This is a genomic window from Pseudomonas sp. B19(2017), from assembly GCF_002113165.1.
GTDB lineage: Bacteria > Pseudomonadota > Gammaproteobacteria > Pseudomonadales > Pseudomonadaceae > Aquipseudomonas.
Genome location: NZ_NEJR01000015.1, coordinates 59,476 through 73,818 on the forward strand (window position 1 = coordinate 59,476; position 14,343 = coordinate 73,818).

The 14,343-nt window shown below is 64.2% G+C and carries 11 protein-coding genes; 4 read left to right on the forward strand and 7 right to left on the reverse strand.

Features of this window, described 5'->3' with window-relative positions; translation table 11 throughout:
- The first annotated feature begins 315 nt into the window (after positions 1 to 315).
- The 3 genes from gabD to CAF70_RS19235 all read left to right on the forward strand — a co-directional run bounded on the left by gabD (position 316) and on the right by CAF70_RS19235 (position 4,619).
- On the forward strand, positions 316 to 1,758 hold the full coding sequence (gene gabD, locus CAF70_RS19225) for an NADP-dependent succinate-semialdehyde dehydrogenase (RefSeq protein ID WP_015268576.1): 1,443 nt from the start codon (positions 316 to 318) through the stop codon (positions 1,756 to 1,758).
- Positions 1,759 to 1,942: 184 nt separating this feature from the next.
- Positions 1,943 to 3,220, forward strand: coding sequence for a 4-aminobutyrate--2-oxoglutarate transaminase (gene gabT / locus CAF70_RS19230; RefSeq protein WP_023662096.1), 1,278 nt, complete (start codon positions 1,943 to 1,945; stop codon positions 3,218 to 3,220).
- A 136-nt stretch (positions 3,221 to 3,356) separates the two neighbouring features.
- On the forward strand, positions 3,357 to 4,619 hold the full coding sequence (locus CAF70_RS19235; protein WP_085626014.1) for a response regulator: 1,263 nt from the start codon (positions 3,357 to 3,359) through the stop codon (positions 4,617 to 4,619).
- A gap of 114 nt (positions 4,620 to 4,733) precedes the next feature.
- On the opposite strand, the gene CAF70_RS19240 is transcribed toward CAF70_RS19235, so the two are convergent.
- Entirely contained in the window at positions 4,734 to 5,762 is a 1,029-nt protein-coding gene (locus tag CAF70_RS19240) for a sensor domain-containing diguanylate cyclase (RefSeq protein ID WP_085626013.1), read from the reverse strand.
- 99 nt (positions 5,763 to 5,861) lie between these two features.
- Positions 5,862 to 7,046, reverse strand: coding sequence for a delta-9 fatty acid desaturase DesA (gene desA / locus CAF70_RS19245; protein WP_085626012.1), 1,185 nt, complete (start codon positions 7,044 to 7,046; stop codon positions 5,862 to 5,864).
- 146 nt (positions 7,047 to 7,192) lie between these two features.
- Here desA and dibA point away from each other — a divergent pair, with 146 nt between their 5' ends.
- On the forward strand, positions 7,193 to 9,088 hold the full coding sequence (gene dibA, locus CAF70_RS19250) for a phosphodiesterase DibA (RefSeq protein WP_085626011.1): 1,896 nt from the start codon (positions 7,193 to 7,195) through the stop codon (positions 9,086 to 9,088).
- A 92-nt stretch (positions 9,089 to 9,180) separates the two neighbouring features.
- Here the strand turns inward: dibA and CAF70_RS19255 are convergent, their stop codons facing one another.
- The 5 genes from CAF70_RS19255 to CAF70_RS19275 are packed head-to-tail and all read right to left on the reverse strand — an operon-like array spanning position 9,181 to position 14,291.
- Positions 9,181 to 9,825: a methionine ABC transporter permease gene (locus tag CAF70_RS19255; RefSeq protein ID WP_008096606.1), complete on the reverse strand. Its 645-nt coding sequence runs from the start codon at positions 9,823 to 9,825 to the stop codon at positions 9,181 to 9,183.
- Complete coding sequence (locus tag CAF70_RS19260; RefSeq protein ID WP_085626010.1) at positions 9,815 to 10,924, reverse strand: methionine ABC transporter ATP-binding protein; 1,110 nt, start codon at positions 10,922 to 10,924, stop codon at positions 9,815 to 9,817. Before CAF70_RS19260 ends, CAF70_RS19255 begins: the two co-directional genes overlap by 11 nt.
- 1 nt (position 10,925) lies before the next feature.
- Positions 10,926 to 11,726 carry a MetQ/NlpA family ABC transporter substrate-binding protein gene (locus tag CAF70_RS19265; RefSeq protein ID WP_085626009.1) on the reverse strand — a complete coding sequence of 267 codons (801 nt, stop codon included), beginning with the start codon at positions 11,724 to 11,726 and terminating at the stop codon, positions 10,926 to 10,928.
- Positions 11,719 to 13,110 carry an LLM class flavin-dependent oxidoreductase gene (locus CAF70_RS19270; RefSeq protein ID WP_085626008.1) on the reverse strand — a complete coding sequence of 464 codons (1,392 nt, stop codon included), beginning with the start codon at positions 13,108 to 13,110 and terminating at the stop codon, positions 11,719 to 11,721. The genes CAF70_RS19265 and CAF70_RS19270 overlap by 8 nt, the downstream gene beginning before the upstream one ends.
- A complete protein-coding gene (locus tag CAF70_RS19275; protein ID WP_085626007.1) occupies positions 13,110 to 14,291 on the reverse strand; it encodes an SfnB family sulfur acquisition oxidoreductase in 1,182 nt (393 codons plus the stop codon). Before CAF70_RS19275 ends, CAF70_RS19270 begins: the two co-directional genes overlap by 1 nt.
- Positions 14,292 to 14,343 lie beyond the last annotated feature (52 nt).

Here is a 14,343-nt window from a genome sequence, read left to right on the forward strand (position 1 = left end):
GGTCCTCCCATCCTATTTCCTTCAGCGCGTTCGTCTAACCTGTACTGGCCTCTTCGCGGGCACGCCCGGCTCCCACAGGTACTGCACCGAATTCGAAACCGGTGGGGTACCTGTGGGAGCGGGCGTGCCCGCGAAGAGGCCGGTTGCCATTATGCAAATCATGAAATTTCCGCCAGGCTGTTCAACCATTCGTTCTTTTTTTCGAACAGCCTATTGTCCAACACCCCAGCAGCCGCTTAGCATTCGTTTGAGATTTCAAACGCTCGATGCCCTGCCTTGGGCGCTTTTCAACAATCAACAATTCGGGAAGCCGACATGCAGCTCAAAGACGCTCAGTTGTTCCGCCAGCAAGCCTACATCAACGGTGAGTGGCTGGATGCGGACAACGGCCAGACCATCAAGGTCACCAACCCGGCCACTGGTGAAGTCATCGGTACCGTGCCGAAGATGGGCACCGCGGAAACCCGCCGCGCCATCGAAGCCGCCGACAAGGCCCTGCCGGCCTGGCGTGCCCTGACCGCCAAGGAGCGTTCGGCCAAGCTGCGTCGCTGGTTCGAACTGATGATCGAGAACCAGGACGACCTGGCTCGCCTGATGACCACCGAACAAGGCAAGCCGCTGGCCGAAGCCAAGGGCGAAATCGCCTACGCCGCCTCGTTCATCGAGTGGTTCGCCGAAGAAGCCAAGCGCGTCTACGGTGACACCATCCCGGGCCACCAGCCAGACAAGCGCCTGATCGTCATCAAGCAGCCAATCGGCGTTACCGCGGCCATCACCCCGTGGAACTTCCCGGCCGCCATGATCACCCGTAAAGCCGGCCCGGCCCTGGCCGCTGGCTGCACCATGGTGCTCAAGCCTGCCTCGCAAACCCCTTACTCGGCCCTGGCCCTGGTCGAGCTGGCCCACCGTGCCGGTATCCCGGCTGGCGTGCTGAGCGTGGTTACCGGCAGCGCTGGCGAAGTTGGCGGCGAACTGACCGGCAACTCCCTGGTCCGCAAGCTGTCCTTCACCGGCTCGACCGAAATCGGTCGCCAGCTGATGGAAGAGTGCGCCAAGGACATCAAGAAGGTTTCCCTGGAGCTGGGTGGCAACGCCCCGTTCATCGTGTTCGACGACGCCGACCTGGACAAGGCGGTCGAGGGCGCGATCATCTCCAAGTACCGCAACAACGGCCAGACCTGCGTCTGTGCCAACCGTATCTACGTGCAGGATGGCGTCTACGACGCGTTCGCCCAGAAGCTGGCCGCCGCTGTTGCCAAGCTGAAGATCGGTAACGGCCTGGAAGAAGGCACCACCACTGGCCCGCTGATCGACGGCAAGGCTGTCGCCAAGGTTCAGGAACACATCGAAGACGCCGTTGGCAAAGGCGCCAAGGTGCTGTCCGGTGGCAAGATCATCGAAGGCAACTTCTTCGAGCCGACCATTCTGGTCGACGTGCCGAAGACCGCTGCCGTCGCCAAGGAAGAGACCTTCGGCCCACTGGCGCCGCTGTTCCGCTTCAAGGACGAGGCCGAAGTCATCGCCATGTCCAACGACACCGAGTTCGGCCTGGCTTCGTACTTCTACGCCCGCGACATGAGCCGTGTGTTCCGTGTTGCCGAAGCCCTGGAATATGGCATGGTAGGTATCAACACCGGCCTTATCTCCAACGAAGTGGCGCCGTTCGGTGGCATCAAGGCTTCGGGCCTGGGCCGCGAAGGCTCCAAGTACGGTATCGAGGACTACCTCGAGATCAAATACCTGTGCATCAGCGTCTGATCGCACGGTAACGGTTTTACCTCTGCCAGCGGGGCGCGAGAGCGACGTCTCGCTGGCCTTTTTTACATCGCAGTACCTGGTGGCCAGGGCGTTCACGGCAGTCGATCAACGAATACTGTTCGCGAGCACTCCCAGCCACCCCCCGAATAAAAGCGCCACTCCAGACCGGCGCAATGAGGGCATTATGAGCAAGACCAACGAATCCTTGATGCAACGTCGTGTCGCCGCCGTCCCACGTGGCGTTGGCCAGATCCACCCGATCTTCGTCGATACTGCGAAGAACTCGACCGTGATCGACGTTGAAGGCCGCGAACTGATCGACTTCGCCGGCGGCATCGCAGTACTGAACACCGGCCACCTGCACCCGAAAGTGGTTGCGGCCGTGCAAGAGCAGCTGACCAAGGTCAGCCACACCTGCTTCCAGGTGCTGGCTTACGAACCCTATGTAGAGCTGTGCGAAAAGATCAACAAGCTGGTCCCGGGCGACTTCGACAAGAAGACCCTGCTGGTCACCACCGGCTCCGAAGCCGTTGAAAACGCCGTCAAGATCGCCCGTGCCGCCACTGGCCGCGCTGGCGTCATCGCCTTCACCGGCGGCTACCACGGCCGTACCATGATGACCCTGGGCCTGACCGGCAAGGTTGTGCCGTACTCCGCTGGCATGGGCCTGATGCCAGGCGGCATCTTCCGCGCCCTGTTCCCGAGCGAACTGCACGGCATCAGTGTTGACGACGCCATCGCCTCGGTCGAGCGCATCTTCAAGAACGACGCCGAGCCGCGCGACATCGCCGCGATCATCCTCGAGCCGGTACAAGGCGAAGGCGGCTTCCTGCCAGCGCCGAAAGAGCTGATGAAGCGCCTGCGCGCCCTGTGCGACCAGCACGGCATCCTGCTGATCGCCGACGAAGTACAGACCGGCGCTGGCCGTACTGGCACCTTCTTCGCCATGGAACAGATGGGCGTTGCGCCTGACCTGACCACCTTCGCCAAATCCATCGCTGGCGGCTTCCCGCTGGCTGGTGTGTGCGGCAAGGCCGAGTACATGGACGCCATCGCTCCTGGCGGCCTGGGCGGTACCTACGCCGGCTCGCCGATCGCTTGCGCCGCGGCCCTGGCCGTGATCGAAGTGTTCGAAGAAGAGAAACTGCTGGACCGCAGCAAAGCTGTGGGTGAGCGCCTGACCACTGGCCTGCGCGAAATCCAGAAGAAGTACCCGATCATCGGCGACGTCCGTGGTCTGGGCTCGATGATCGCTGTCGAAGTCTTCGAGAAAGGCACTCACACCCCGAACGCTGCTGCCGTTGGCCAGGTTGTCGCCAAGGCCCGCGAGAAGGGCCTGATCCTGCTGTCCTGCGGTACCTACGGCAACGTCCTGCGTATCCTGGTTCCGCTGACCGCCGAAGACGCGCTGCTGGACAAAGGCCTGGCTATCATCGAAGAGTGCTTCGCTGAAATCGCCTGATGTAATGCGCTTCAGAAAAAACCCGCTTCGGCGGGTTTTTTTTGTGCCCAGGAAAGCCATGGAGCGCTATCGTTGTCGAAGGATTTGCTCAGGAAGCTGCGATGGACTGTGTGTCAGGGCTATTCAGGAGTTGGCGATGAACGCTGCAGACCCCTCCCCACCGAGCGTACTGATTGTCGAGGGCGACCCCTGGGTGCGTGACCTGCTCAGCGAAATGCTGCTTAGCGTGCGCTGTGACGCCCGCCTGCAGGTCTGCGCCGACGGCTCGCAGGCCTTGAACGCACTGTCCAGCAAGCCCGACCTGATCATTGCCGCGCGTGAGCTGGCAGGTGTCGATGGCCTCGACCTGTTGCGCAAGGTACGCGCCAAAGGCCCGAGTTTGCCGTTCATCCTCATGAGCAACCGCATTGACAGCGCCAGCGTGCACGAGGTGCTCCCCCTGCACCCCACGGCTTACCTGAGCAAGCCGCTGAACCTGGACACCCTGCGCAAACGCCTGGAAGAACTGCTGCTGGCGGTTGGCGAAGAAATCGCCTGCCCGGCGCCGGCCTTGCAGGCAGGTGCCAGCCTGCCGGCCTACCTTGAGCAGCGTCGCGCTACCGCCGACGGCGGGCCGCTGCTGGCCGATGTGGAGGTGGCGATCAAGCGCGCGCTCAACCCCCAGGGCCTGAACCTGAGAGTGCTTGAAGAGCAAGTGCAGGGCGACCCACAGATCACCGCCGTGCTGATTGCTGCGGCCAACAGTGCAGCACTGCACCGCGAAGCACCGGTGCAGACGTTGCTGCAGGCCTTGAACAAGCTTGGCAGTACCCAGAGCATGAACCTTATCCTGGGCATGACCCTCAAGCGCAGTGCGCGCCTCAGTGACCCGCTGCTGGCGGAGCATGCAGCCCATTACTGGGCGTTGTCGCTGCACACTGCCGAATATGGCCGCACCTTGGCACGCATGCTCGAGCTGGACGAAGGGCGTTGTTATTGCGCCGGGTTGCTGCATTGCCTGGGCGACCTGGCGGTACTGCGCTGCTTGCAGGAATGGCGGCTGGCCGGGGGCGACCTGGACGAGGACCGGGTGCAGCTTTCGCTCAATGAGTTCGGTGCGGCGTTCGGTTCGGCGTTGCGTACGCGCTGGCGGTTGCCGTTGGGGTTGCGCGAGTTGATCGCGGCGATCTACCAGCTGGGTGGCGGGGTGTATTCGCGGGAGATCCTGGCCATGAACCTGGCCGGGCAGTTGTCGCGGCTGCCGGCTGGGCAGGGGCTGGAGAAGGTGGCCAGCAGCAAGACAGCGCGCCTGCTCAAGCTCGGCCTGCCGGAGCTGAGCCGGTTGCGCAAGGTGGAGAACCCGGAGGTGAAACCGCAGCGGGAAGAACCGCCTTTAGCTGAGGGTGAAGTTTCGGGCTGAGATCTTGGGGCCGCTTTGCGGCCCATCGCGACACAAGGCCGCGCCTACACGGGTACGCGGTTGCCTGTAGGAGCGGCCTTGTGTCGCGATAGGGGGGCAAAGCCCCCCAAAGGCTCAGCCGCGGACGATCTGGTTCTTGCCCTGCCGCTTGGCCTGGTACATCGCCGCATCGGCCCGGGCATACAGGCTGTCCAGTGCCGCATCCTCGTCAGTCAGCCCGGTCACCCCTTGGCTCACCGTCACCCCGTAGGTCTGCTCCCCATGGCTGAAGCTCAGCCGCTGGATATGCCGCTGCAAGCGCTCGGCAATCTGCTCTGCCACCTGGGCAGTACAGCCCGGAAACACCGCCGCGAACTCCTCACCACCAATGCGCCCGAACAAGTCACCACGCCGCAGCACGGCCTTGCCGCTATCGGCGATCTGCTGCAACACCTGGTCGCCTTCCTGGTGGCCGTAGCTGTCGTTGATTCGCTTGAAATCGTCGATGTCCAGCAACAGGAAGGCCAATGGCGTACCGTCTTCGCGGGCACTTTCGAAGGCTTGCTGGGCGCATTCGAAGAAGTGCCGGCGGTTGCTGCTCTGGGTCAGCACATCGGTGGTAGCCAGGCGCTGCAACTCGCCTTCGAGCTGCTTCTTCTCGGTGATGTCTTCGGCGATGCCGACGATGATCACCCGGTCGCCATCGCGTTGCTGGTTGATGTAGCACTTGTCGCTCAGCCAGCGGATCTGGCCGTCGGCATTGAGAATGCGGTACTCGCGGTCTTCCACCGAGCCCTTCAGCAGCACCTGGGCCAGGCTGCGCTCGGCGAACTCCAGGTCGTCGGGGTAGATGCTGTCGCGCCACTCGTTGTAGTCGGCCAGCACCAGGCTGGCCGGGCGGCCGAAGATGCGCTCGTAGGCGGGGCTGACGTACAGCACCTGACGGGTTTCCCAGTCGAAGGCCCATAGCACCGCATTGACACTGTCGAGCAGTGAGCTGAACAGCTGCTCGCGTTCGCTCAGGCGGGCAACCTCGCCCTGGGCGTGGAGCAGGGCAAGCAAGGTTTGGGCGGCTTCGGGAGGCGGGGTGCCGGGCAGTGTCGTTGGAATGTTCTTGGCCATGTGCACGGAGCAGATCTCGGCGTGAAAGCGTGCGGCCAGCATCTGGCCCGCCACGCGGGCGATGTGCCAGATATGAGTGTAAACGAGCGGGCGAAGTTCCGGTCGGCACGCCCCGCCAGGGGGCGTGCCGATCAACGGCGGTCAGGCGCCGGTCGGGCGCAGGGAGTAGGTTTTGAGCTGTGCCGCAAAGTCCCGCAGGGCGTGGATGCCGCTGGTTTCCGCGTCGTGTACCCAGTCTTTCATGGCGGCGAGCATGTCGTGGCCGTTGGCGCTGGTACGTGCCCAGATCTGCTGCAGAGCCAGGCGTTTTTCGTAGATGGTCTTCAGCGCCTGGCTGTGGGCGAGCATCGACTCGATGCGCACATGGTGGCGGTCTTCCAGCAGGCTGGTCTCGCGCGACAACAGGCGCTTGGCGCGGCGGAAGTGGTGGCGCAGCGAGGCATCGACGCGCGCCAGTTCCTGCTTGACCAGCGGGCCGATCACCAGCTTGCGGTACTGGGCCATGATCTGGAAGCGGTTGTTCAGAATGGCCATGGCGGTATCCATGTCCAGGTTGCCTTTGCCTTCGACCCGGTGGGCGATCGGCGCCACGCGCTGCACCTTGGCCAGGCGCAGCAGGCAGAACAGGCGGATCCACGCCCAGCCCATGTCGAATTCCCAGCGTTTGACCGACAGCTTGGCCGAGTTGGGGTAGGTGTGGTGGTTGTTGTGCAGTTCTTCGCCACCGATGACGATGCCCCACGGCACCAGGTTGGTGGCGGCATCTCGGCACTCGAAGTTGCGGTAGCCGAGCGCGTGGCCCAGGCCGTTGACCACGCCGGCGGCCCAGAACGGAATCCACATCATCTGCACTGCCCAGATGGTGATGCCGATGGTGCCGAACAGCAGCAGGTCGATCACCGCCATCAGCGCGATGCCGCCCAGCTTGTAGCGCGAATAGAGGTTGCGCTCGATCCAGTCGTCCGGGCAGTTCTTGCCGTAGATGCGCAGGGTTTCGGGGTTACGCGCCTCTTCACGATAGAGTTCGGCCCCTTTGCGCAGCACCGTACTCAGGCCCTTGTGTACAGGGCTGTGCGGGTCGTCGGGGGTTTCGCACTTGGCGTGATGCTTGCGGTGGACGGCAGTCCACTCGCGGGTGTTCTGCGCCGTGGTCAGCCACAGCCAGAAACGGAAGAAGTGCTTGAGCGCGCCGTTGAGCTCCAGGGCCCGGTGCGCAGAGTAGCGGTGCAGGTAGACCGTGACGCTGACAATGGTCACGTGGGTCATCAACAAAGTGATGCCGACCAGTTGCCAGGCCGACAAGTCGAGCAGGCCGTTGTACCACATAGGTGTAAATACCCTCGAAATGCAGGGGGAAGGGTCGATTATCCCTTGGCCGGGAAATAAAACCAGTCAACCGTTCAGATAGGAGGTCACGACATGTTTCAGCCTTTATAATGCCCCATCCTTTTCTATGGGCAATTGCACCCGACATGTCTGTTTCCGTTCGCGACGCCTTGCGCATGGCTGCGCTGTATGTGGTGCTCTCGATCCTCTGGCTGACGCTGGCCGAGGTGGTGCTGCACAGCATGACTGACGACCCTCTGGCGGTGACCGTGGGCCGGCAGATCAACGTGGTGATCTGGGTGCTGTTCAGTGCCTTGCTGATCTACGTGTCGCGGGTGCGGCTGCTCGACTTCATCGGTGTTGGTGCGCGTATGCGTGGCGAAGACCGGGAACGCCTGCGCATGGCCGCGGCAGTGTTCGACAGCACCCTCGAAGGCGTGCTGGTGACCGATCGCCATGGCCTGATCGTGCACGTCAACCGTGCCTTCATGCGCATCACCGGCTACCGGCAGGAGGAGGTCATCGGGCAGCGTCCGAACAAGTTCAAGTCGGGCCGTCATGGGCTGGCGTTCTACCAGCAGGTCTTCGCCACCCTGGCGGAAAAGGGCGAGTGGAGTGGCGAAATCTGGAACCGGCGCAAGAGCGGCGAAATCTATCCGCAGTGGCAGACCATTTGCGCCATCCGCGACGACGAAGGCGAGCTCAGCCATTACGTGGCGGTGTTCAGCGACATCAGCGCGATCAAGCATTCGGAACAGGAACTGGCCTACATGGCCCACCACGACCCGCTGACCGGCCTGCCCAACCGTCTGCTGTTCACCGACCGGGTCGAGCAGGCGCTGGCCGCAGCCCAGGCCAACAAGCGCGGTTGTGCCCTGCTGTTGCTGGATCTGGACCACTTTCAGAGCATCAACGATGGCCTTGGCCACACCATTGGCGACCAGTTGCTGAAGCTGGTGGGCGAGCGCCTGGCTGAAATGCTCGGCAGCGGCGTGACCCTGGCGCGTCTGGGGGGCGACGAATTTGGCGTGCTGGCGGAGAACTGCCAGGAAGTCGGCCAGGCGGGCAAGCTGGCGCAGGGCATCATCGAGCGCCTGCGCGAGCCGTTCCTGTTCGACGGTCACCGCCTGTTCATCAGCGTCAGCGTGGGCATCAGCCTGTTCCCCAGCGATGCCTTGAGTGCCGAGCAGTTGCTGCGCAATGCCGATTCGGCGTTGTACAAGGCCAAGAGCAACGGGCGGGCCTGCTATGCGTTGTACACCGAAGAGCTGACCGCTCACGCCCAGCACCGGGTCGAAACCGCCGGCGAGCTGCGCCGGGCCCTGGAGCAGGACGAGCTGCGAGTGTTCTACCAGCCTGTGCACGACCTGGCGACCGGCCGCCAGGTCGGCGTCGAGGCCCTGGTGCGTTGGCAGCATCCCCAGCGCGGCCTGGTGCCACCGGGCGAGTTCATCCCGATTGCCGAGCGCACCGGGCTGATTGCCGAGATCGATGCCTGGGTGTTGCGCCAGGCGTGTTGGCAGATGGTGCAATGGCAGGGCGAAGGCCGGCAGTTGGCGTTCGTGGCGGTGAACATCTCTAGCCGCCTGTTTGGCCAGCACGCGTTGTACCAGCAGGTCGCCGAAGTGCTGCACGACACCGGCCTGGACCCAGCCCTGCTGGAACTGGAAGTGACCGAGAGCGCGGTGATGGAAGACCCGGAGGTGGCGCTGGAGCAGTTGCATCGCCTGCGTGAGCTGGGGGTGACCCTGGCCATTGATGACTTCGGCACCGGGTACTCGTCATTGCTGCGGCTCAAGCGCTTGCCGGTGCAGAAGCTGAAGATCGACCAGGGTTTCGTTGCCGGGTTGCCGCTGGATGAGGACGATATCGCGATTGTCCGGGTGATCATCGCCCTGGCCCGTAGCATGGGCATGCAGGTGCATGCCGAAGGCATCGAGCAGGCGGAGCAGGCCAGCTTCCTGCTGCAGGAACTGTGTCAGCTGGGGCAGGGCTACTGGTTCGGGCGACCGGTGCCTGCCGAGGACTTGCACTGGGGTTGAGGGCCTCTTCGCGGGCACGCCCGCTCCCACAGGTACTGCACTGGACCTGAGAGATGTGGGGACCTGTGGGAGCGGGCGTGCCCGCGAAGAACTCAACGCTTGTTCAAGCCTTTCGCCAACCGGTCCCCACCCAGCTGGATCAACGCCACCAACGCCACCAGCATGGCAATCACGGTCAGCATTATCTGGCTATCGAAACGCTGGTAGCCATATCGGTAGGCAATGTCCCCCAAGCCCCCTGCACCGATCGCCCCGGCCATTGCCGAGGAGTTGATCAGGGTTACCAAGGTAATGGTGAACCCCCCTACGATCCCCGGCAGTGCCTCGGGCAGCAGCACGTGCCAGACGATGTGCCAGCGCCGGCAACCCATGGCCTGCGCAGCTTCCACCAGGCCGTGGTCGACTTCGCGCAGGCTGACCTCGGCAATCCGCGCGAAAAACGGCGTTGCGGCAATGGTCAGCGGTACCACTGCCGCCCACACGCCATAGGTGGTACCCACCACCAGGCGGGTAAAGGGGATAAGCGCAACCATCAGGATCAGGAACGGGATCGAGCGGAACAGGTTGACGAAGGCACCCAGCACCCGGTTCAGCAGCGGCGCCTCGAAAATTCCGCCCTTGTCGCTGGTAACCAGCAGCACCGCCATCGGTACCCCCACCAGCAGGGCGATCAGCGACGACACACCGACCATCAGCAGGGTATCGAGCAAGCCTTCCAGCAGGCGATCAAACCACATGGCCCAGTACCTCCACATCCTCGGCCCATCGGCGGGCGCGTTCCAGCAATTGGTGTGTGTCGAGCGGCGAATGCCGCACCGACAGGATCAGTTGCCCCAAGGCATGTTCGCCAATGGTTTCCACGCCGCCCTGCAGCAGGCGCACGCGGCCGCCAAGGTCGTTGAACAGGGCAGACAGTTCGGGCTCGCCGAACAGGGTCAGTCTCAACACTACGGCGCTGTCGCGGCTCGCCGGGCTGGCCCGCAGGCTGGCTTGCAGCGCGATGGGCAACCTGGCCTGCAACGGCGCGAGCAGGGTGCGGGTGACCTCGTGGCTTGGTGAGCCAAACACCCGCCAGACCTCACCTTGCTCGACCACTTCTCCGCGCTCCAGCACCACAACTCGGTGGCAGATATCACGGATTACCGCCATTTCGTGCGTGATCAGCACGATGGTCAGGCCGAGGCGCTGGTTGATGTCGCGCAGCAGTTCGAGAATGGAAGCGGTGGTTTCCGGGTCCAGCGCCGAGGTGGCCTCGTCGCACAGCAGGATCTCAGGGTCATGCACCAGCGCCCGGGCAATGCCCACGCGCTGCTTCTGCCCGCCGGACAGCTGCGCCGGGTACACGTGGTGCTTTTCCTGCAGGCCAACCAGGTCCAGCAGTTCGCGCACCTTGCGCTGGCGTTCGGCCTTGGCCACGCCGGCCACCTTCAGAGGTAGCTCGACGTTCTGCCACACGGTCTTGGCCGACATCAGGTTGAAGTGCTGGAAGATCATGCCGATGCGCCGGCGCAGGGCCACCAGGTGGTCCTCGTCGAAGGGCGCGATATCCACCTGGTCGATCAGCACACGCCCCTGGCTGGGTTGCTCCAGGCGGTTGATGGTGCGCAGCAATGATGACTTGCCGGCGCCGCTGCGGCCGATGATGCCGAAGATTTCGCCATGGCGGATGTTCAGGTCGATGCCTTGCAAGGCCGGTTGCGCCTGGCCCGGGTAAGTCTTGCCCAGGCCGATGAAGCGCACGTGGGCTTCATTGGCTTCCGGGCGCAGGGCCTGCTTCCTGGCCGTCGGCGGCAGTGGTTGTACGGTAGGCGCCCGGAGCGCGCTGGCCTGGCTCATGTCAGCCCTCCCAACCGGCCTGGTAGAGCTTGCCGTGGGCTTTGTCCAGGGCTGCGCGCACCACTGGCGAGTGCTGGTAGATGTCGACGAACCTGGCCAGGCGCGGGTCGTCCTTGCTTTGCGGGCGAATGACGAACTGGATCACGTATTCCTTGTTCTCCAGGCCGTCGAACAGCAGTGCGGAGCCGGCGTCGAAGCTGTTGGCCAGGCGGATGTAGGCCGGGTAGCCTTGCACCAGGTCGGCGTCGTCATAAGCACGTACCAGTTGCACGGCCTCGACCTGAAGAATCTTCAGTTTTTTCGGGTTGGCGACGATGTCGTCTTCGGTGGCCTTGTAGCCGACCCCCGGCTTGAGGGTGATCAGCCCGGCCTTGGCCAGCAACTGCAGGCCACGGCCGCTGTTGATCGGGTCGTTGGCGATGGCCACGCTGGCGCCTTCAGGCAGGTCGGCGAAGCGCTTGTACTTCTTCGAGTACAGGCCGACGTTGTTGATGATGCCGGGGGCGTAGGGCACCAGGTTGAAACCCGCAGCCGCCTTGGCGTTTTCCAGGAACGGGATGTGCTGGAAATAGTTCACGTCGATGTCGCCGCTGTTGAGGCTGACATTCGGCGCGATCCAGTCGCTGAACTCGACCAGCTTCACCTCCAGGCCTTGCTTGTGCGCTTCTGCCACTGCGGCTTCCAGCGGAATGGCAAATGCGGCGGTGGTGCCGATCTTCAGCGGTTCGGCAGCCAACGCGCTGGCGGACAGGCCGAGGGTGAGGGCAATGGCCGCGACGGGCCGGAACAGTTTATCAAGCATGGTGCAGAGCTCCAGTCGGGACAGGGTCAGAGGTAAAGCGGTAAGCCGAGCCAGGGTGGTCGGCGGGCAAATGCGGGTGGTTGGCCTGGAACAGTTTTTCGCGCAGGGTGCCTTTGGCGTAGGCGGTCTTGTAGCGGCCTCGCTGTTGCAACTGCGGGATGACCAGGTCGATGAAGTCCTCGAAGCTTTCCGGGGTTACGGTGCGGGTCAGGTTGAAGCCGTCCAGGCCGGTTTCATCGATCCAGGCGATCAACTGCTCGGCCACCTGCCCGGGCGCGCCGACCAGGGTCACGTAACGGCCACCCAGCGCGTGCTGCTGCAGCAGGCGCCGACGGGTCCAGGCGTTGTCCTGCAACTGGCGTGTGGCGGACTGGATGGCGTTGCCCTGGCTGAAGGCAATCGGCTCGTCCAGGGCGTAGGCGGCGAAGTCGATGCCGGTGGACGCTGCGAAATGCGCGACCCCGGCCTCGGCGCTGGCATGGCGCAGGTACTCGGCATGCTTGGCTTGGGCCTGCTGCTCGGTGGCGGCTACGATCACCGTGATGCCCATGAACACCTTGACCGCCTGCGGGTCGCGGCCAGCGGCCTGGGCGGCGGCGCGCACCTTGTCGACCTGGGCGCGAGTGGCGGCCTTGTCCTGGCCACTGATGAACACGCATTCGGCATGGTTGCCGGCGAAGGCCAGGCCACGTTGCGAGCTGCCGGCCTGGAACAGCACCGGGGTACGCTGCGGCGAAGGTTCGCACAGGTGGTAGCCGTCGACCTTGTAGAACTCGCCCTGATGCCGGACTTTGCGCACCTTTTCGGGCCTGGCATAGACGCGCTGCTGGCGGTCGGCGACCACGGCATCGTCGGCCCAGCTGCCTTCCAGCAGTTTGTACAGCACCTGCAGGTACTCGTCGGCCTGGTCGTAGCGGCGGTCATGCTCGGGTTGCTGCGCCAGGCCCATGGCCCGGGCGGCGCTGTCGAGGTAGCCGGTGACGATGTTCCAGCCAACCCGGCCATTGCTCAGGTGGTCCAGGGTGGAAAGGCGCCGGGCGAACAGGTACGGCGCTTCGTAGGTAAGGTTGGCGGTAAGGCCGAAACCCAGGTGGCGGGTGACGGCGGCCATGGCCGAAACCAGCAGCAGCGGGTCGTTTACCGGCAGCTGGATCGACTCCTTGAGGGTAACGTCCAGCGACTGGCCGTAGATGTCGTAGGTGCCGACGATGTCGGCGATGAACAGCCCGTCGAACAGGCCGCGCTCCAGCAGGCGCGCCAGGCTGGTCCAGTAGTCCAGGGTCTTGTACTGGGTCGAGGTGTCCCGTGGGTGGGTCCACAGGCCGTGGTTGATGTGCCCGATGCAGTTCATGTTGAAGGCATTGAGCAGGATCTGCCTGGCCATCAGATGGTCCCCCGGCGTGGTGGGTTGGCATCGTTGAGGTAGTAGTTGCCGATGGCGTGGTATTTCCAGCGCACCGGGTCGTGCAGGGTGTGCACGCGGGCGTTGCGCCAGTGGCGGTCGAGGTTGTGTTCGGCCAGGGTGGCCTGGCTACCGCCCAGTTCGAACAGCGTGGTGCCGGCTGCGAGGGCAATCTCGGTACTGATGGCGCGGGCCTCGGCCACCGCGATGGATGCGGCGGCCACGTTGTCGGCAGTGCTGTCGTCGCGGGCGCGGTCCAGGTATTCGCCGGCACGCTCCAGCAAGGCTTCGGCGGCGTGCAGGCGGATTGCCAGGTGGCCGAAGCTCTTCAGCGTCAGCGGGTCATCGCTGGCCTTGTCCAGGCCGGAGTCGACCCAGGGGCGGCTGCGGGTACGCACGAAATGCAGGGTGTCTTCGTATGCGGCGCGGGCGATGCCTGTGTCGATGGCAGCATGAAGGATCTGCGCCAGCGGGCCGACCGGGGTGGGGCGCTCGAAGGCACTCTGGAAGGGCACCACGTCGGCAGCGCTGACGTATACGTTGTCGAACACCACCGAGCCGCTGCCGGTGGTGCGCTGGCCGAAGCCGCTCCAGTCGTCGATCACCTGCAGGCCCTGGCTGTCGGCCGGAACGAAGGCCAGGTGCTGCACGCCATGCTCATCGACCACCGAGGTGGGAATGCGCTGGGCGTAGATGGCGCCAGTAGCGTAGAACTTGCGGCCATCGATGCGAAACCCGTCGCCGTCGCGGCTCAGGCGGGTGGTGCGCTCGTTGGCGGTCTTCGTGCCCAGTTCGGCCAGGGCATTACCGAAGCGCTTGCCCGCCAGTACTTCGGCGTACAGGCGTTGTTGCTGTTCGGGCGTGCCGTTTACCCGCAGCACTTCCAGTGCGTAGAAATGGTTTTGCGGGATTTGCCCGAGCGAGCCGTCGGCCTGGGCGATCCGGGCGATGACCTTGGCCAGGGTGACGTTGGACACGCCGGCGCCGCCGAAGGCCTTGGGCACGCTGATGGCCCACAGGCCGGAGCGGGTGAACAGCTCGAGCTCGGCGTGCGGCAGGTGGCGCTCGCGGTCGCGCAGGGCGCTGTCGCGGCGTAGCTGTTGGGCGATGTCTTCGGCGACGTTCAGCGCTTCGGTGTCGCTGGTGATGATGTTTGTAGTCATGGTGTTCTCCGGGGGCCGCTGCGCGGCCCTTCGCGGGCTCGCCCGCTCCCAC

Bases quoted from the DNA above. Each gene is read 5' to 3' on its own strand.
- CAF70_RS19275 (WP_085626007.1), bottom strand. From the start codon at position 14,291: ATGACTACAAACATCATCACCAGCGACACCGAAGCGCTGAACGTCGCC.
- CAF70_RS19235 (WP_085626014.1), top strand. From the start codon at position 3,357: ATGAACGCTGCAGACCCCTCCCCACCGAGCGTACTGATTGTCGAGGGC.
- CAF70_RS19240 (WP_085626013.1), bottom strand. From the start codon at position 5,762: ATGCTGGCCGCACGCTTTCACGCCGAGATCTGCTCCGTGCACATGGCC.
- CAF70_RS19270 (WP_085626008.1), bottom strand. From the start codon at position 13,110: ATGGCCAGGCAGATCCTGCTCAATGCCTTCAACATGAACTGCATCGGG.
- desA (WP_085626012.1), bottom strand. From the start codon at position 7,046: ATGTGGTACAACGGCCTGCTCGACTTGTCGGCCTGGCAACTGGTCGGC.
- CAF70_RS19265 (WP_085626009.1), bottom strand. From the start codon at position 11,726: ATGCTTGATAAACTGTTCCGGCCCGTCGCGGCCATTGCCCTCACCCTC.
- CAF70_RS19260 (WP_085626010.1), bottom strand. From the start codon at position 10,924: ATGAGCCAGGCCAGCGCGCTCCGGGCGCCTACCGTACAACCACTGCCG.
- gabD (WP_015268576.1), top strand. From the start codon at position 316: ATGCAGCTCAAAGACGCTCAGTTGTTCCGCCAGCAAGCCTACATCAAC.
- dibA (WP_085626011.1), top strand. From the start codon at position 7,193: ATGTCTGTTTCCGTTCGCGACGCCTTGCGCATGGCTGCGCTGTATGTG.
- CAF70_RS19255 (WP_008096606.1), bottom strand. From the start codon at position 9,825: ATGTGGTTTGATCGCCTGCTGGAAGGCTTGCTCGATACCCTGCTGATG.
- gabT (WP_023662096.1), top strand. From the start codon at position 1,943: ATGAGCAAGACCAACGAATCCTTGATGCAACGTCGTGTCGCCGCCGTC.